Source organism: Gryllotalpicola sp. CP2-P1, from assembly GCF_057512245.1.
Genome location: NZ_JBLRDT010000044.1, coordinates 1 through 16,348, shown reverse-complemented (window position 1 = coordinate 16,348; position 16,348 = coordinate 1). Strand labels below are relative to the sequence as shown.

15 protein-coding genes and 1 pseudogene are annotated in these 16,348 nt (G+C 69.7%); 6 read left to right on the top strand and 10 right to left on the bottom strand.

Annotated features, from left to right (window positions below; all coding sequences use genetic code 11):
- On the top strand, nt 1-1,205 hold a 1,205-nt coding region (locus ACM2XV_RS05600), incomplete at its 5' end, for a bifunctional 3'-5' exonuclease/DNA polymerase (RefSeq protein ID WP_487026220.1).
- Nucleotides 1,206-1,234: 29 nt separating this feature from the next.
- On the top strand, nt 1,235-2,071 hold the full coding sequence (locus ACM2XV_RS05595; RefSeq protein ID WP_487026219.1) for a DUF1684 domain-containing protein: 837 nt from the start codon (nt 1,235-1,237) through the stop codon (nt 2,069-2,071).
- Nucleotides 2,072-2,077: 6 nt separating this feature from the next.
- On the opposite strand, the gene ACM2XV_RS05590 is transcribed toward ACM2XV_RS05595, so the two are convergent.
- Genes ACM2XV_RS05590 through ACM2XV_RS05580 form a run of 3 tightly spaced genes read right to left on the bottom strand, consistent with a single transcriptional unit; the run spans nt 2,078 to nt 6,221 of the window.
- Nucleotides 2,078-4,897 carry an ABC transporter permease family protein gene (locus ACM2XV_RS05590; protein WP_487026218.1) on the bottom strand — a complete coding sequence of 940 codons (2,820 nt, stop codon included), beginning with the start codon at nt 4,895-4,897 and terminating at the stop codon, nt 2,078-2,080.
- Complete coding sequence (locus ACM2XV_RS05585) at nt 4,894-5,586, bottom strand: ABC transporter ATP-binding protein (protein ID WP_487026223.1); 693 nt, start codon at nt 5,584-5,586, stop codon at nt 4,894-4,896. The genes ACM2XV_RS05590 and ACM2XV_RS05585 overlap by 4 nt, the downstream gene beginning before the upstream one ends.
- Before the next feature lie 32 nt (nt 5,587-5,618).
- The gene (locus ACM2XV_RS05580) at nt 5,619-6,221 is read right to left on the bottom strand and encodes a PadR family transcriptional regulator (RefSeq protein WP_487026217.1); all 603 of its coding nucleotides are present in this window, start codon (nt 6,219-6,221) and stop codon (nt 5,619-5,621) included.
- Nucleotides 6,222-6,386: 165 nt separating this feature from the next.
- Between ACM2XV_RS05580 and ACM2XV_RS05575 the strand changes: the two genes are divergently transcribed.
- Nucleotides 6,387-6,914, top strand: a complete 528-nt coding sequence (locus tag ACM2XV_RS05575) for a DUF3145 domain-containing protein (RefSeq protein ID WP_344777617.1) — start codon at nt 6,387-6,389, stop codon at nt 6,912-6,914.
- 10 nt (nt 6,915-6,924) lie between these two features.
- On the opposite strand, the gene ACM2XV_RS05570 is transcribed toward ACM2XV_RS05575, so the two are convergent.
- The 6 genes from ACM2XV_RS05570 to aceE all read right to left on the bottom strand — a co-directional run bounded on the left by ACM2XV_RS05570 (nt 6,925) and on the right by aceE (nt 14,546).
- A complete protein-coding gene (locus ACM2XV_RS05570; RefSeq protein ID WP_487026222.1) occupies nt 6,925-8,166 on the bottom strand; it encodes a beta-ketoacyl-[acyl-carrier-protein] synthase family protein in 1,242 nt (413 codons plus the stop codon).
- A 108-nt stretch (nt 8,167-8,274) separates the two neighbouring features.
- On the bottom strand, nt 8,275-8,523 hold the full coding sequence (locus ACM2XV_RS05565) for an acyl carrier protein (protein ID WP_022880924.1): 249 nt from the start codon (nt 8,521-8,523) through the stop codon (nt 8,275-8,277).
- Between the two features lie 83 nt (nt 8,524-8,606).
- Nucleotides 8,607-9,605: a beta-ketoacyl-ACP synthase III gene (locus tag ACM2XV_RS05560; RefSeq protein ID WP_487026216.1), complete on the bottom strand. Its 999-nt coding sequence runs from the start codon at nt 9,603-9,605 to the stop codon at nt 8,607-8,609.
- On the bottom strand, nt 9,605-10,519 hold the full coding sequence (locus ACM2XV_RS05555) for an ACP S-malonyltransferase (protein WP_487026221.1): 915 nt from the start codon (nt 10,517-10,519) through the stop codon (nt 9,605-9,607). Before ACM2XV_RS05555 ends, ACM2XV_RS05560 begins: the two co-directional genes overlap by 1 nt.
- 81 nt (nt 10,520-10,600) lie before the next feature.
- Nucleotides 10,601-11,812, bottom strand: coding sequence for a PucR family transcriptional regulator (locus tag ACM2XV_RS05550; protein ID WP_487026215.1), 1,212 nt, complete (start codon nt 11,810-11,812; stop codon nt 10,601-10,603).
- A gap of 1 nt (nt 11,813) precedes the next feature.
- On the bottom strand, nt 11,814-14,546 hold the full coding sequence (aceE, locus tag ACM2XV_RS05545) for a pyruvate dehydrogenase (acetyl-transferring), homodimeric type (RefSeq protein WP_344777625.1): 2,733 nt from the start codon (nt 14,544-14,546) through the stop codon (nt 11,814-11,816).
- A gap of 138 nt (nt 14,547-14,684) precedes the next feature.
- On the opposite strand from aceE, the gene ACM2XV_RS05540 reads away from it, so the two are divergent.
- Both ACM2XV_RS05540 and ACM2XV_RS05535 read left to right on the top strand, forming a co-directional pair.
- Nucleotides 14,685-15,167, top strand: coding sequence for a peroxiredoxin (locus ACM2XV_RS05540; RefSeq protein WP_344777627.1), 483 nt, complete (start codon nt 14,685-14,687; stop codon nt 15,165-15,167).
- Complete coding sequence (locus ACM2XV_RS05535; protein ID WP_344777629.1) at nt 15,164-15,694, top strand: hypothetical protein; 531 nt, start codon at nt 15,164-15,166, stop codon at nt 15,692-15,694. Before ACM2XV_RS05540 ends, ACM2XV_RS05535 begins: the two co-directional genes overlap by 4 nt.
- A gap of 9 nt (nt 15,695-15,703) precedes the next feature.
- Here the strand turns inward: ACM2XV_RS05535 and ACM2XV_RS05530 are convergent, their stop codons facing one another.
- A complete protein-coding gene (locus ACM2XV_RS05530) occupies nt 15,704-15,991 on the bottom strand; it encodes a Fe-S cluster assembly protein HesB (protein ID WP_344777631.1) in 288 nt (95 codons plus the stop codon).
- 113 nt (nt 15,992-16,104) lie between these two features.
- Between ACM2XV_RS05530 and ACM2XV_RS05525 the strand changes: the two are divergent.
- Nucleotides 16,105-16,348 (top strand): annotated as a pseudogene (locus tag ACM2XV_RS05525) (TraR/DksA family transcriptional regulator); the annotation flags it as partial.

Here is a 16,348-nt window from a genome sequence, read left to right as displayed (position 1 = left end):
CCGCCGAGTCGGCCGGCGCGCTGGTCGCTGAAGAGATCCGCTTCGCAGGCATGCCGTGGCGCGCCGACGTGCACGACCAGGTGCTCACCGAAGCCCTCGGCCCGCGCACGGCCGCGGGCCGGCCCGCTCGCCTCGAGATGCTCGCCGCGCAAATCCGCCAACTGCTGCATGCGCCGGGGCTCAATCTCGACTCGCAGCCCGAGCTGCTCGCCGCCCTGCGGCGACTGGGGCTCGACGTGGCATCGACGCGGAAGTGGGAGCTGCGCGACCTCGATCACCCGGTGATCGCCCCGCTGCTCGAATACAAGAACCTCTACCGGCTGTTCACCGCGAACGGGTGGGCATGGCTCGAGGCGTGGGTGCACGACGGCCGCTTCCGCCCCGACTACGTCGTCGGCGGTGTGGTCACGGGCCGCTGGGCGACGAGCGGCGGGGGAGCGCTGCAGCTGCCCAAGAACATCCGCCGGGCCGTCGTCGCCGACCCGGGCTGGAAGCTCGTCGTCGCCGACGCGGCCCAGCTCGAGCCGCGCGTGCTCACGGGGCTGGCCGCCGATGAGGCGATGGCGGATGCCGGGCGCGGCCGCGACCTGTACGACTCGGTCGTCTCGGCCGGCGTGGTCGCGAGCCGCCACGAGGCCAAGGTCGCGATGCTCGGCGCGATGTACGGCGCGACCACGGGCGATTCGGCGCGACTCAAGCCGCGACTCGCGCGCGCCTTCCCGAAGGCCGTTGCGCTCGTCGATGCGGCCGCCCAGCAGGGCGAGCGCGGCGAGCAGGTGATGAGCAGGCTCGGGCGCACCTCGCCGCTGCCGGGCGGGGCTTGGCACGAGGTGCAGCAGCGCGCGAGCCAGCCCGGCGCGTCCTCGGCAGACGAGCGCCGCGCCCGCTCGCAAGCTCGCGACTGGGGCCGCTTCACCCGGAACTTCGTGGTGCAGGCCTCTGCCGCGGAATGGGCACTGTGCTGGATGGCCGAGCTGCGCCTGAAGCTCGCGGAACTCGGTGACGGAGGCCTCGAGAACGCGCCACATCTCGTGTTCTTCCTGCACGACGAGATCATGGTGCACACGCCCGCCGAGTTCGCGCCCGAGGTCGAGAAGCTGGTGCGTGAAGCGGCCGCGCAGGCCGGGCGCCTGCTGTTCGGAACATTCGCGGTCGACTTCCCGTTGCAGGTCGCGACGGTCGACACGTACGCAGATGCGAAGTGATCGACACCCCTGAACTTAGGATCGAGCCCATGACTGACACCCTCACCGCCGCCGAGCGCCTGGCCACCTTCCGCAGCCGCCGCGAGGAGTCGGTGAAACAGCCGCAGGGCAGTCTCGCTCTCGTCAACACGCAGTGGGTCACGGGCGACGCAGAGGCCGCGCAGACGGTGTACGGCGTGCCGGGCACGTACTACCCGCTGCCCGCGGGCGAAAAGGGTCTTCGCCTCGTCGCGACGGCTGCTGACGGCATCCGCGTCGACGGCGAGCTCGTCGACGGCGAAGTGATCATCTCGGCCAAAGACGGCGAGAAGGCGAGTTCCATCGTCTTCGACGACCACACGACGGGCACCGTCATCGTGAACGAGGCCGGAACGGAATACGCGTTGCGCGTCTGGGACGCGGAAGCAGACGATCTCGTGAACTTCGGGGGCATCGACGCCTACGACTACAACCCCGACTGGGTCATCACGGCGCAGTTCACGCCGGTCGAGGGCCTCTCGGTCGGGTTCGAGCACATCAAGGACGAGGGCGAGCGGGACACCGCCATCCCCGGCGAGATCACCTTCGAGAAGGACGGCGTGGCATACAACCTCGCCGCCTTCAAGTCGGGCCGGGCCCTGCAACTCGTGTTCGCCGACGCGACGAGCGGCGACGAGACCTACTCGGTCGGCCGCTTCCTGTTCGTCGCGCCGAACCCCGACGGCACGATCACCCTCGACTTCAACCTCGCGGTGCTGCCGCCGTGCGCCTTCAGCTACCAGTTCAACTGCCCGCTGCCGCCGAAGCAGAACCGCTTCCAGGTTCCGATCCGCGCCGGCGAGAAGAACGCGCTCAACAAGAGCGGCGAGCTGCTGCACGAGTTCTAGAGGCGCTCACGCGATGGCCGCGCGCCGCGTCTTGTCCGCGGTGGGGCGCCCGCTCACGACCCAGGATCCGATGGCGATGGTCGCGGCCAGTCCGACGGTGCCGAGCGCGACCTGCGTCCACGGCATGGCGAAGATCTGGCCGGGAGCCAGGCCGAACGCGGCATAGACGGTGAGCGTGGCCGTCAGCGCACCCAGGACCGCTCCCGAGCCGACGATGATCAGCGCCTGCCAGAACGCGATCGTTCGCCGCGTTCGAGGCGGCGCTCCGATCGCCTCGAATGCGGCGGCATCGCGAGCGCCGTCCTGCCGTGCCAGGCTCAGTGCGACCACGGCCGCAGCAAGCGCGATCAGTGAGCTCGCCGCCAGGGCGGCCCAGAGGTAAGCAGGCGACGTCGAGCTCGGGCCGGTCTGCACGCCCGCGCCGAACGCATCATTGTTGCTGGCATTGATCACGTCGACTGCCGCGCGGAGTGCATCCTGCTGCGCCTGCGTCGGTGAGGATTTCAGGGTGGCGAGCAGCGTGGTGGGCACGGCGTCGATCCCGAGCCGCTGCGCGGCACTGGGGGAGAGGATCGCCCCGAACCCCAGCGGGTGCGCCATGCGTTCGTACACGGCCGGAACCGCTGCGGACTTCGCAGGTGCCGCGAGCACGCTGACCTTCATCAGTTCATCGCGCTTCTGCGCGGAGTACCAGCCGATGGTCAGCTGACCGTCGTGGACGAACGCGCGGTGCAGGGAGACAGCGCCTCCTCCGCGCAAAGCAGCCACCGCAGCCTTGCTCGGCGTGTGCCCCAGAATCTGGGCGAGTTCGCGAGGACCGCCGACCACAAGCAGCGGCGCGTCGTCGAAAGACTGACCGTAGCTTGCGACCAGATCGTTGCATCGCCAGTCCTTCGAGCCGCTGTCGGACGCGACGTAGCCCTGGACGGTCTCCGGGCACCGGTCTGCGGCGGCCGCCAGGGGAACCGCGTACAGTCCCGTCGCCGCCGTCTCGCCCGAACGTGCGGGCTCGGGCGCTGAGGAGATGAGAACGGGTCTTGTGACCGCCAACGTTCGCTCGAGAGCCGCGGCGAGCTCGTCCGCGTGTGCGCCCAGACCCTCGCTCTGCGGGGCAGCACCTGCCACATACGCCACTGCCTGCTGGTCGCCGATGTCCCATTGGTACCGCGAGCGATCGGCGGCGTCAGTCGAGGCGAGGGTTCCCATGACGAACACAGCGAGGAAGCTCGTGGTCATGATCGCGGCGATCGCCGGAACCGCACGGGAGCGATTGCGCGCAAGGTCTCGGCTCGCCAGGCGCGGTGCAACACCTAGACGTCGCGCCGCTGAACCGATGCCGGCGAGAATGAGGCTCGACATCATGATCAGACCGAACTGCATGACGATCACGCCCGCTGTGATGCCGTAGTACAGGGCGGCCAGGACGCGTGAGGCGTGCTGCTCGAGCAGGGTGTGGCCGTCGGAGGTGTGGAAGTCGCCACTCGTGATGATCGCGGCGGTCACTCCGCAGCCGAGCGCGAGAGCGGCCCCGGCGAGCGTGACGATCACCCCGAGCACAGGGCGTCGCCGGCTCGCGCGGCCGGGTCGGGTGGCGCCGCGCAGTGAGCTGACCACGTCCATGCGCGCGACAGCCACCGCGGGGATCACCGCGGCGCTGAACCCGATCAGCGCGGCGGCGAGCACCATAAGCGCGTGCACCCACCAGATCAGGTGGTAACCCGGGTAGTGAGAGGCGCTGCCGTCTGCCGTCAGCCGCAGATATAGCGAACCCGCGCCGACACCCGCTGCGCTCCCGACGAATCCGCCCACCAGGCCGAGAGCAGCTCCGGTCAGGCTGACGATACCGATCAGCGTTCCACGCGATCCGCCGGCGCTCGCGACGATGGCAAGCACGCGCTGACGCTGCTTCGCGCCGATGAAGAAGGCCGACCCGGCGAGCAGGATCACCTCGAACGCGCCGAATGCGAGGGCAAGCCCCAGCATGAGCCACAGACTCCCATTGCTCGACTGGATCGTGTTCGGCCAATCGAGCCCGTAGCGCGCCGCCAGCGATCGGGAGAGCACGATGTAGCCGGCATGGTTCAGCGTCTTCGCCTGAGTGGCGTCGACGTCGAGGTCTGGCAGGTAGTACGAGTACGACCTGGCTGCCGGCACGGCCGCTGTCCCGTCGAGCGCACCGTCGCGCAGGAACAGCTCTGGAACGCTGCGGGCGACGCGGGTGTCGTCGATGAGCCCGGTGATCGTGTAGTCGCCAGTGATCGGGCTGTTCAGATGCACCGCGTCGCCGACCCGTGTATCAAGTCTCGTGAGCGCCGCCGGGGTGACCATGAGCTCGTGATCGTTCGCGGGTGCCCGACCTGAGGTGACCGTGAACCGCCCTCTCAGACTGTGGTCCCATGCAGGTCCGACAGTCGCTGCGAGATCGGCGACGCCGGCCTTGGAGTCCGCCTCGACGGTCGTGTCGGCGAGTCGCAGCACGCGCGTGCCGGCCGGCAACGCGCTCGTGATGGGGGCATTCGAGGCATCGGGGTTCTGATGCAGCGGGGTGCCGTCGCTGTCCTCGTCGACCTGCCAGCTCTGCGAGCCGGGCGGAGTCTGACGCATCGACGAGTCCGGCGCATTCACGAGCTGGGCGCGGCTTCGGGTATGGCCCAGTGCTGCGTCCAGCGCTTCGGCAGTGGTCGCACTGCGCGAGTCGATGACGAGGGCGACGCCCGAGTAACCGAGCATGGGCAGCGCGATCAGCGCCGCGATCAGCACGGCCTGCGCGCGGGTGAGCACGGTGCCACGCCGCGCAAGGCGCCAGACCAGCGCAAGCGCGCTCACACGTGCCGCCCGCCGCCGACGAGCAGCTGCTCGGGCGTCTCGCGCCGCGTGCCGTCGGTGATGCGCCCGTCGCACAGGAACACGATGCGATCGGCCCACGCCGCATGGCGGGAATCATGGGTCACGAGGATGCCGCCCGCTCCGGCGTCGATGCGCCGGCGCAGCATCCGCATCACCAGCTCGCCCGTCGTCGAATCGAGCGCTCCGGTGGGCTCGTCGGCCAGGATCAGGCGCCGCGGCCCGACGACCGCGCGGGCGATGGCCACGCGCTGCTGCTGCCCACCGGAAAGGTCGTCGGGGTAGGCATCCGCTCGCTCGTCCAGCTCAACCGCACGCAGCGCGTCGTGCCCGGCGGACCGCGCTTTCACCCCGCGCCAGCCGTCCAGCTCGAGCGGCAGCGTCACGTTCTCGAGCGCGGTGAGCGATGGCACCAGGTTGAAGTCCTGGAAGACGAAGCCGAGCGTGCGGCGCCGCAGCTGCGCGAGCCCCTTGGCCGGCAGCGTCGACAGATAGGTGCCGCCGACCACGACCTCGCCCGCGGTCGGCGTGGTGAGGCCGCCCGCGATCGTGAGCAGGGTCGACTTCCCTGAGCCGGATGCGCCCATCACGGCCACGAGTTCGCCCACGTTGACCTCGAGATCGATGCCCGAGAGCGCGGTGACGGACGCCTCGCCTTTGCCGTATTGCATGGCGACTCCGTCGAGCCGCAGCAGGGGAGTGGTCACGGCTCGACCGCCTTCGCCGGGCGGCCGCGCTTCGGCACCTCGGTGTTGAGCGGCAACGGCCCGGCGACGCCGGCGGCGACCGCGCGTGCGAGGCGCCCCTCAGCGTGGTCGAGCCAGCGCAGCTCGCCGTCGGCTTGGAAGATCTGCGCGTCGACCAATAGCAGGTAGGCGAGGTCTTCGGGCGATGTCGGCTCATCGATCGCGTCCTTGGTGCGCGTCAGGTCGCGCAGCAGCGCCAGCGTCGCCCGGCGCTGCACCTGGATCACGTCGGCGAGCTCGACGCCCGGCAGAGTGGCTGCGACCGCCAGCTTGATCGCCAGCTCGTCGCGGGCCGCAGCCTGACGTTCGACGGGGGAGGACAGCCACGACGAGACGGCCTCGTGACCGGCATCCGTGATCTCGTAATAGGCGCGGCCCTCGCGATCGGACTCACCCTTGGCGACGAGCCCGTCGCGCTCGAGGCGCTCGAGCGTCTGATAGATCTGGCCAACGTTGAGCGGCCATGTGCCGCCCGTGCGGCGGTCGAACTCGGCGCGCAACTGGTACCCGTAGCACGGGCCCTGGTCGAGGATGGCGAGCAGGCTCTGGCGAACTGACATGGGGTATGTATATACCGAGTAATTGCATACCCACAATGCCGACACGCGCCGCGCACGAATTACGCGCTTGGAATTCGTTCCCGTGCTATGTGAGAATGCCCATGTCGACAGCGACGCCGTTCATCGGTCGGAGGGGAAGCCGCACCGGAACGAACGGAGGACGCGATGTCGGCCACAACTGCAAAGGCCAGCACTGCAAGGGCCAGGGGAGTGCTTTTCGTGCACTCCTCTCCTCGTGCGCTCTGCCCCCACCTCGAGTGGGCGGCGGGCCGCGTGCTCGGTCGTGCCGTGAACTTCGACTGGGCCCCGCAGCCCGTGCTGCGCGGAACCCTGCGCGCCGAGTTCTACTGGGAGGGCGACACTGGCACCGGTGCCGCCCTTGCGAGCGCGTTCCACGGCTGGGAAGACGTCCGCTACGAGGTCACGCAGGACCCCACGGCCTCGAGCGACGGCGCGCGCTACCTGCACACGCCGTCACTCGGCATCCACTTCGCGCAGACCGACACGGCCGGCAACGTCGTGATCCCCGAGGACCGCATGCGGTACGCCATGGAGGTCGCGGGCAGCGACGTCCTCGCGCTGCACCGCGAGCTCCACGCCGCGCTCGGTCAGCCGTGGGACGACGAGCTCGAGCCGTTCCGGCACGCGAGCGACGACAACCCGGTGGTCTGGCTGCACTCCTTCGCGGGGTGACCCGCGCGGCTCAGACCGTCTTGAAGGCGACGACCGCGTTGTGGCCGCCGAAGCCGAACGAGTTGCTCACCGCGGCGAGATCGCCGTCCCCCAGAGGGCGCGGCGCCGTCACGACGTCGAGGGCGATGTCGGGGTCCTGGTTCTCGAGGTTGATCGTCGGCGGCGCGGTGCGCTCGTGCAGCGCAAGCACCGTGAACATCGCCTCGAGCGCTCCGGTGCCGCCGAGCAGGTGCCCGGTCGACGCCTTCGTCGCGCTGACGGCGACGCTGTCGAGGTGGTCGCCGAAGATCGCGCGCAGCGCCTTGTACTCGGCGATGTCGCCGACGCCGGTCGACGTCGCGTGGGCGTTCACGTGGGCGATGTCGGATGCCGCGAGGCCGGCCTGCTCGAGGGCGAGGTTCGTCGCCCGGGTCGCGCCGAGACCCTCGGGGTCGGGTGCGGTGATGTGGTACGAGTCGCTCGTGATGCCGCCGCCCGCGACCTCGGCGTAGATCTTCGCCCCGCGCGCCTTCGCATGCTCCTCGGTCTCGAGGATCAGCGCCGCGGCGCCCTCGCCCATCACGAAGCCGTCGCGGTCCCTGTCATAGGGGCGCGAGGCGCGCGCCGGGTCGTCGTTGCGCTTCGAGAGCGCCTGCATGCTCGCGAAGGCGGCGACCGTGATCGGGTGGATGCACGACTCGGAACCGCCCGTGATGACGATGTCGGCGAGGCCGGCCTGCAGGTGGTCGTAGGCGTTGGCGAGCGACTCGGTGCTCGATGCGCACGCCGAGACGACCGTGCGAGCGCCGGCGCGCGCATTGAGGTTCATCGACACGGCGGCTGCGGGGCTGTTCGGCATGATCATCGGAACCGTCATCGGCAGCACGCGGCGGGGGCCGCGGTCACGCAGCGTGTCCCACGCGTCGAGCAGGGTCCACACCCCGCCGATTCCGGTGGCCCAGTCGACGAGCAGGCGATCGGGGTCGAAGTCCTCGATCGCGGCATCCGCCCACGCCTCGCGCGCCGCGATCAGCGCGAACTGCGCCGCCGGGTCCAGGCGCTTCAGCTCGACGCGCTCCATCACCTCTGACGGGCGGACGAGCGCCTCGGCCGCGAAGGTCACCGGGATCTCGTACTGCGACACCCAGTCGTGCTGGAAACCGCGGGCACCGGATTCACCGGCGAGCAGTGCCTTCCACGTGTCCTGGGCGGTGCCGCCGAGCGGCGTGGTCGCGCCGATACCGGTGACGACGATCTTCTTGGGTCCCACGATGTTCCTTTACTGCGTTCCTGCGTGCTTCTGACGTGCGACGGGCGCAAACGTACGACGCGGTCGACTCTGACGTCAGTCAGACGCCGACCGCGTGCGACGTGAGAAGTCTCAGGCCTGAGCCTTGACGATGTAGTCGACGGCGTCGCCGACGGTCTTGAGGTTCTTCACCTCGTCGTCGGGGATCTTGACGTCGAACTTGTCCTCGGCGTTCACGACGATGGTCATCATCGAGATCGAGTCGATGTCGAGGTCGTCGGTGAAGGACTTGTCCAGCTGAACGGAGTCGGTGGCGATGCCGGTCTCGTCGTTGATCAGCTCGGCCAGGCCGGCCAGGACTTCTTCGGTGGACAGTGCCATATGGGTTCTCCTTGATGTGTCGTGTGACCGCTCACCAGTGTAGTTAATGGGCAGAGTGCGAGCGGCCGGTGGGGCGGTGGAAGCTAGGGCAGGACGACCACCTGGGCTGCATAGGCCAGGCCGGCGCCGAAGCCGATCTGCAGGGCGAGCCCGCCCGACAGCTCGGGGTGCTCCGCGAGCACGCGGTGCGTCGCGAGCGGGATGCTCGCCGCGCTGGTGTTCCCCGTGGTCGCGATGTCGCGTGCGATCACGACGTGGTCGGGCAGCCCCAGCTGGGTCGCGAACTCGTCGATGATGCGCATGTTCGCCTGGTGCGGAATGAAGGCCGCGAGATCGGATGCCTCGACTCCGGCGACCTCGAGGGCGCGGCGCGCCGCCTTCGCCATCTCCCAGACGGCCCAGCGGAACACGCTCGGCCCCTCCTGGCGAAGATGCGGCCAGCCTGCGGTGCCGTCCCGGAACGCGAGCAGCGTATTGCTCATGCCGACGGCGTCGGCGCGCGAGCCGTCGGAGCCCCACACCGTCGCCGAGATCCCGGCTGCATCGCTCGGGCCGACCACCGCGGCGCCGGCCCCGTCTGCCAGCAGGAAGGAGATCGAGCGGTCGGTGGGGTCGATGATGTCGGAGAGCTTCTCGGCGCCGACGACCAGGACATACCTGGCCGCCCCGGCGCGGATGAGCGCGTCGGCTTGCGCGATGCCGTAGGCATAGCCCGCGCAGGCCGCGCTGAGGTCGTATGCCGCAGCCGGGGTCGCCCCGATTCGATCGGCCAGCACGGCCGCCATCGAGGGCGTCTGCACGGGGTTGCTGATCGTCGCGACGAGCACCGCGCCGAGTTCGGATGCCGGCACACCGCTCTTCTCGATCGCCTCGCGGGCGGCATCCGTCGCGAGATCGATCGCCTGCACGTCGCGTGACGCGCGCACGCGCGTCTCGATGCCGGTGCGCTGCCTGATCCACTCGTCGGACGAGTTGATCGGGCCGACGATGTCGGCGTTCGGCACGACGAGGTCGCCGCGCGCGGCGCCGACGGCGAGGATGCGCGTGAACTGCGCGCCCGTCGCCTGGGTGAGCGTCGGCATCAGGCCGTTCCGGCCGTCAGCTCGGCGGCGGCCGCGATGTCGTCGGGGGCCTTGATGGCGACGGCGGGAACGCCCTTCAGCCCGCGCTTGGCAAGGCCCACAAGAGCACCCGCCGGCGCGAACTCGACGAGTCCGGTGACGCCGGCCGCCGCGAACGCCTCCATGTCGAGGTCCCAGCGCACGGGGTTCGCGACCTGGCCGACGACGAGGTCGATGAACTGCGCGCCCGAGGCGACGACGGAGCCGTCCTTGTTCGTCCACAGCGTGATCGCCGGGTCCGAGACCGTGAAGCCCGACGCCTTCTCGCGCAGCGCCTCGCGCGCGGGGGCCATGAAGCGCGTGTGGAAGGCGCCTGCGACCTGAAGGGGCACGACGCGGGTGCCGCGCAGCGGATCCTCTGAGAGCCTGGCGAGCGCGTCGAGCTCACCCGCGACCACGATCTGACCCCCGCCGTTGTAGTTCGCCGGTTCGAGGCCGAAGGCGCTGATGTGCTCGACGACGGCGTTGGGGTCGCCCCCGAGAACAGCGCTCATTCCGGTGGGAACCGCGGCTGCGGCATCCGCCATCGCCAGCGCGCGGGTGCGCACGAAGGCGAGCGCGTCCGCCTCGCTGAGCACGCCCGCGACGGCTGCCGCGGTCACCTCGCCGACCGAGTGGCCCGCGACGGCGCCGATCTCGACGCCGGCGGCGCGCAGCGCGCGGGCGGTGAGCAGCCCCGCGGCGACGATGAGCGGCTGCGCGATCGCGGTGTCGCGGATCGTGTCAGCGTCGCTCACGGTGCCGTGCGCGATCAGGTCGACGCCGATCGCCTCGGACCAGCCGGCGACCAGCTCACGCGTGGCCCGGTCGGCGATCCAGGGCTCGAGGAAACCGGGGGTCTGAGAGCCCTGACCGGGCGCGACGAAGACGATCACGCGTTCCATCCTGCCAAGCCGAGGGGATGCCCCGCTGGCGCGACTCGATCAAGAAATCGAGAATGCTTTGGCGATCGTCTACTAACGCAACCCGCGTCGGCGGCTGTTCGCGTCCGGTTCCGCGATCGCCCCGATGATCAGGGCCGACTGCAGGATGAGAGCCTCGCGCGCCCCGGTGGCGTCCCAGCCGATCACGTCGCCGACGCGCTTGAGGCGGTACCGCACCGTGTTCGGGTGCACGAACAGCTCACGTGCGGTCGCCTCGAGGCTGCGGCCGTTGTCGAGGTAGCTCCACAGCGTATTGAGCAGTTCGGGGGAGTGCGCCTTGAGCGGCTGATAGATGCGCCCCACGAGCGTCGAGCGCGCGAGCGGGTCGCCCGCGAAGGCGCGCTCGGGAAGCAGGTCGTCGGCGTGCACGGGGCGCGGGCAGTTGCGCCACGCCTTCGCCACGGCGAAGCCGGCGAGTGCTGCCTTCGCGCTCTTCGACGCGTCCACGATGCTCGGCACCGCGTGGCCGAGCACGAGGTAGCCGGGGCCGAAGTTCGGCTCGAGCTGGGTCGCGATCTCGAGGAACCCGATGGGGGCGGGGGCCGAGGCCGTCTCGTCGTCCTCGCTGTGCTGCGGGATACCGGCGCGGCCGATCACGACGACGAGCCGGCTGCCCTGCACGCCGATCAGCACGTCGGCGCGCACGTGTCGCGCCGTGCGGCGGATCTGGTCGACGTCGAGCATCCGCGGCGCGGTGCCGACGAGCACGGCGACCTCGCCGTGGCCGTGCCAGCCGAGGGCGGCGATACGGCTCGGCAGTTCGTCGTCGTACTCGCCGGTGAGGATCGAGTCGACGACGAGCGCTTCGAGGCGCGCGTCCCACAGACCGCGCGACTCGGCAGCTCGCGCATAGACATCCGCCGAGGCGAACGCGATCTCGCGCGAGTAGATCAGGATCGCGTCGCGCAGGATCTCGCCGCCGTCCTTGGCGCGGTCCTCGACGACCGAGACCACGACGCGGATCAGCTGCAGGGTCTGCTGCAGGCTGATCGACCGCAGCAGCTCACGCGGCGCCGAGCCGAACACGTCAGAGGCCACCCAGGGCGTCGCCGTCGGGTCTTCGAACCAGTCGATGAACGACGTGATGCCGGCCTGGGCCACGAGCCCGACGGCCGAGCGCCGGCCGGGGGGCATCTGGCTGAACCAGGGCAGCGTGTCCTCGAGCCGCTTCAGCGTCGCGCTGGAGAGCTCGCCCGAGATCTTGCGAAGCCAGGCGAGCGTCTCCTCCTTGGTGCGGCGAACCACCCTAGGCGTCACCGCCGGCGTTGCCCGAGGTACCCGCGTTGACGTTGAACAGGTCGTAGCGCTGGATCGCCTGGAGCGGCGCGGACGGGTCGATCTTGCCCTCGGCAGCGAGCTGCTCGAGCGCGCGGACCACGACCGAGTGGCTGTCGATGTAGAAGAACCGGCGGGCGGCGGCGCGCGTGTCGGCGAAGCCGAAGTCGTCGGCCCCGAGCGTCGCGAAGCGGTTCGGCACGAACTGGCGAATCTGGTCGGGCACCGCGTGGGTGAAGTCGGTGACGGCCACGATCGGGCCCTCGGCCCCGGCGAGCTTCTGGGTGACATACGGCACCTGCGCGGGCTCTTCGGGGTGGAGGAAGTTGTGCTCCTCGGCCTTGAGGCCGTCGCGCCGCAGCTCGTTCCAGCTGGTCACCGACCACACGTCGGCCGAGACGTTCCACTCGTCCGCGAGGATCTGCTGCGCCTCGAGCGCCCACGGCATGGCGACACCGGATGCCAGCAGCTGCGCCTTCACGGGCTTGTCGGCCGCGCCCTCGCGCAGCTTGTAGATGCCCTTCACCACGCCGTCGACGTCGAGGTTCTCGGGCTCGGCCGGCTGCACGATGGGCTCGTTGTACACGGTGAGGTAGTACATGACGTCGGGGTCGGGGTGCGTTCCGCCGTACATGCGCTCGAGACCCGAGCGGACGATGTGGCCGATCTCATAGCCGTATGCCGGGTCGTAGCTCACGACGGCGGGGTTGGTCGCCGCGATCATCGGCGAGTGGCCGTCCATGTGCTGCGTGCCCTCACCCGTGAGCGTGGTGCGGCCCGCGGTGGCGCCGATGACGAAGCCGCGCGCGAGCTGGTCACCGGCCGCCCAGAAGGCGTCCGCGGTGCGCTGGAACCCGAACATCGAATAGAAGATGTACACCGGCACGAGCGGCTCGCCGTGCGTGGCGTACGAGGTGCCGAACGCGGTGAATGCCGCGGTGGCGCCCGCCTCGTTGATGCCCACGTGGTACAGCTGGCCCTGCGGGCTCTCCTTGTAGGACAGCAGCAGCTCGCGGTCGACCGAGGTGTAGTGCTGGCCGCGCGGGTTGTAGATCTTCGCGTTCGGGAAGAACGCGTCCATGCCGAAGGTGCGCGCCTCGTCGGGGATGATCGGCACGATGCGCGGGCCCCAGTTCTTGTCGCGCAGCAGGTCCTTGAGCAGGCGCACGAACGCCATCGTGGTGGCGACCTCCTGCTGGCCCGAGCCGCGCTTCGAGATGGCGTACGCCTTGTCGTCGGGCAGCTCGAGCTGCACGTACTTCGAGCGTCGCTCGGGCAGGTAGCCGCCCAGGGCGCGCCGCCGCTCGTGCAGGTACTGGATCGCCTCGTCGTCGGGGCCCGGGTTGTAGTACGGCGGCAGCCAGTGGTCGCCCTCGTTCAGCTGTGCATCGGTCAGCGGGATGTCGAGGGTGTCGCGGAAGAGCTTCAGGTCCTCGAGGGTGAGCTTCTTCATCTGGTGGGTCGCGTTGCGGCCCTCGAAGTGCGGCCCGAGGCCGTAGCCCTTGATCGTGTGGGCGAGGATGACGGTCGGCTGGCCCTTGTGCTCGACGGCCGCCTTGTAGGCGGAGTAGATCTTCCGGTAGTCGTGCCCGCCTCGCTTGAGCGCCCAGACCTGGTCGTCGGTGTAGTCCTTGACCAGTTCGAGCGCGCGCGGGTCGCGGCCGAAGAAGTTCTCGCGCACGTAGGCGCCGTTCTCGGCCTTGAAGGTCTGGAAGTCGCCGTCGGGCGTGGTGTTGAACAGGTTCAGCAGCGCGCCCTCGGTGTCGCGGGCGATCAGGTCGTCCCACTCGCGACCCCAGATGAGCTTGATGACGTTCCAGCCGGCGCCGCGGAAGTAGCTCTCGAGCTCCTGGATGATCTTGCCGTTGCCGCGCACAGGGCCGTCGAGACGCTGCAGGTTGCAGTTCACGACGAAGGTCAGGTTGTCGAGGCCCTCATTGGCCGCGAGCTGCAGCTGACCGCGCGATTCGATCTCGTCCATCTCGCCATCGCCGAGGAACGCCCACACGTGCGAGTCGGCCGTGTCTTTGATGCCCCGGTTCGCGAGGTAGCGGTTGAAGGACGCCTGGTAGATCGCGTTGATCGGCCCGAGGCCCATCGACACGGTCGGGAACTGCCAGAAGTCGCGCAGCATGCGCGGGTGCGGGTACGACGGCAGGCCGTGCGGGGCGCGCGACTTCTCCTGCCGGAATCCGTCGAGCTGCTGCTCGGTGAGGCGCCCCTCGAGGAAGGCGCGCGCATAGGCGCCCGGGCTCGAGTGCCCCTGCAGGAACAGCTGGTCGCCGCCGGACGGGTCGTCCTGCCCGCGGAAGAAGTGGTTGAAGCCCACCTCCCACAGGGAGGCGTACGAGGCATAGCTCGAGATGTGGCCGCCGACCGCGACGCCCGGGCGCTGGGCGCGATGCACCATGATTGCCGCGTTCCAGCGCAGCCAGCGGCGATAGCGGCGCTCGATGTCCTCATCGCCGGGGAACTCGGGCTCGTCTTCGGCCGAGATGGTGTTGATGTAGTCGGTGGCGGGGATCTGCGGCACACCGAGGTGGAGCTCCTTGGAGCGGCCGAGCAGGCTGACCATGATCTCGCGCGCCCGCTCGGGCCCGGCGCTCTTCACCAGTTCGTCGAGTGACTCACGCCATTCCGCGGTCTCCTCGGGGTCCGAATCGACGTTCGTCACCGAATACGGATCCTGGTGGTTAACAGTCACTTCGACCTCTTCCTTGTGCCGGTCAGTACCTGTGTCGGGCGCACGGTTGTCGGATCACGACACAGCGCCGACGATCAGCCTAGTAGTGCGCGCGACGTGCTGGCGCCCACGGTGCGAGCTGCGCATAGGCTTACGCGCATGGCTTTGGAGAATGACACCCAGGCCCCCGATTTCGAGTTGCCGAACCAGTTCGGCGAGCCGATCCGCTTGAGCGATTTCCGCGGCAGGAAGGCGGTCGCGCTCGTCTTCTTCCCGCTCGCGTTCTCGGGAACGTGCACGGGGGAGTTGTGCGAGCTGCGCGACAATCTCGCGCTCTTCGCCGATGCCGATGTCGAGCTCATCGGCGTCTCCGTCGATTCGAAGTGGGCGCTGCGCGCATGGGCGGAGGAGCAGGGCTACGGGTTCCACCTGCTGGCCGACTTCTGGCCGCACGGCGCCGTGGCGAAGGACTACGGGGTCTTCCTCGACGAGAACGGCTTCGCCAACCGCGCCACCTTCGTCATCGACGAGCAGGGCGTGATCCGCGCGAGCTTCATCTCGGCCCCAGGCGAGGCGCGGCCGCTCGAGGCATACCGCAGCGCCGTCGAGCAGCTCGCAGCACGCCGCGCCCTCGGCGCGTGAGCTACGAGGCTGCCGAGCGCGTCACGGAGTACCAGGCGCGCCGCATCGAACTGGACACCAACGCGCGCTTCGAGGCGATCGTCGCCGCCTTCGAGGGCGCCGTCCCCGAGCTCACGGATGCCGCGGCCCTCGCCCGCCTCGCGGAAGACGGCGACTGGCAGAGCTTCACGCGCGACCTCGCATGGGAGTCGCCGAGCGGATTCGTGCGGGTCTGGTCCTCACGCCCCGGCGAGCTGCTGAGCGCGGCCGGCAGCAGACGGCCGAGTGCGGTATGGCTGATCGTCAACCACGCGATCGGCGCCCGGCTTTTCCGCCACGATCCGACGACGGCGCTCTACAGCCCGCTGCGTGTCGAGGCGCACGCGGCGGCCGGCGCAGGCACCGTGCTCGCGTTCGACGTGCCGAGCGCCCGACTGCGCAGCTTCGGAACGAACAAGGTCACCCAGGCCGGTGCCGAACTGGACCGGGCTCTGGGTGACCTTGTCGAAGACCTCGGGCTGCCGAGGCCGAGCGCGCTGCGGCGCTAGCTCGTCGGGCTACACGGCTTGCTCGGCGATGGAGAAGCGAACATTGCCCTGCTCGCTGACATCGGCATCGAGGATCTTGTCGTCGAGCGAGATCGCGGCATTGGACTCGAGGAAGACGCGTGCGCCGTCCACCTCGAGAACGGTGTCGGCCGCGGCCGGCTGAGGCGCGACCTCCACGGCGTATTCGCGGGATTCCGGGGTGGCGCTGCTGATGCGCAGGCCCGCCTCTTCGCTGGTTCCACCGCGCGAGGCGAGGGACTTGACGACGGTGCTGGCGTTTTCAGTCAGGGTGAGCATTGCGCTTCCTTCCACTGGCGTTCAGGAGTGAGCCACGTTTCCGAATCGACCGGCGCGCCTCAACCCCATTCGGGGGACATTGCGGAGATTGCCAGGGTCGAGAATGGCTCGAGATGACTGATCTCGAAGACGTCGAGCGGATGCTGCGCGAGCGGCTCGCGCAGGCGAAGGCGCGCGAGTCCGGACTCGCCGACGCGCTGGCCGAACTCGGGGCGATTCGCGACGCGAACACCGACGACGAGCACGACCCGGACGGGGCGCCGGTCTCGGGTGAGTGGTCGCGCCTCGCAGGCATCCGCCACGACACGCAGGCAGACATCGCTGCGACCGAGGCCGCGCTCGCACGCGTCGCCGACG

Coding starts and splice junctions, on each gene's coding strand:
- ACM2XV_RS05595 (WP_487026219.1), top strand. CDS start 1,235: ATGACTGACACCCTCACCGCCGCCGAGCGCCTGGCCACCTTCCGCAGC.
- ACM2XV_RS05585 (WP_487026223.1), bottom strand. CDS start 5,586: ATGCAATACGGCAAAGGCGAGGCGTCCGTCACCGCGCTCTCGGGCATC.
- ACM2XV_RS05580 (WP_487026217.1), bottom strand. CDS start 6,221: ATGTCAGTTCGCCAGAGCCTGCTCGCCATCCTCGACCAGGGCCCGTGC.
- ACM2XV_RS05575 (WP_344777617.1), top strand. CDS start 6,387: ATGTCGGCCACAACTGCAAAGGCCAGCACTGCAAGGGCCAGGGGAGTG.
- ACM2XV_RS05565 (WP_022880924.1), bottom strand. CDS start 8,523: ATGGCACTGTCCACCGAAGAAGTCCTGGCCGGCCTGGCCGAGCTGATC.
- ACM2XV_RS05560 (WP_487026216.1), bottom strand. CDS start 9,605: ATGCCGACGCTCACCCAGGCGACGGGCGCGCAGTTCACGCGCATCCTC.
- ACM2XV_RS05540 (WP_344777627.1), top strand. CDS start 14,685: ATGGCTTTGGAGAATGACACCCAGGCCCCCGATTTCGAGTTGCCGAAC.
- ACM2XV_RS05530 (WP_344777631.1), bottom strand. CDS start 15,991: ATGCTCACCCTGACTGAAAACGCCAGCACCGTCGTCAAGTCCCTCGCC.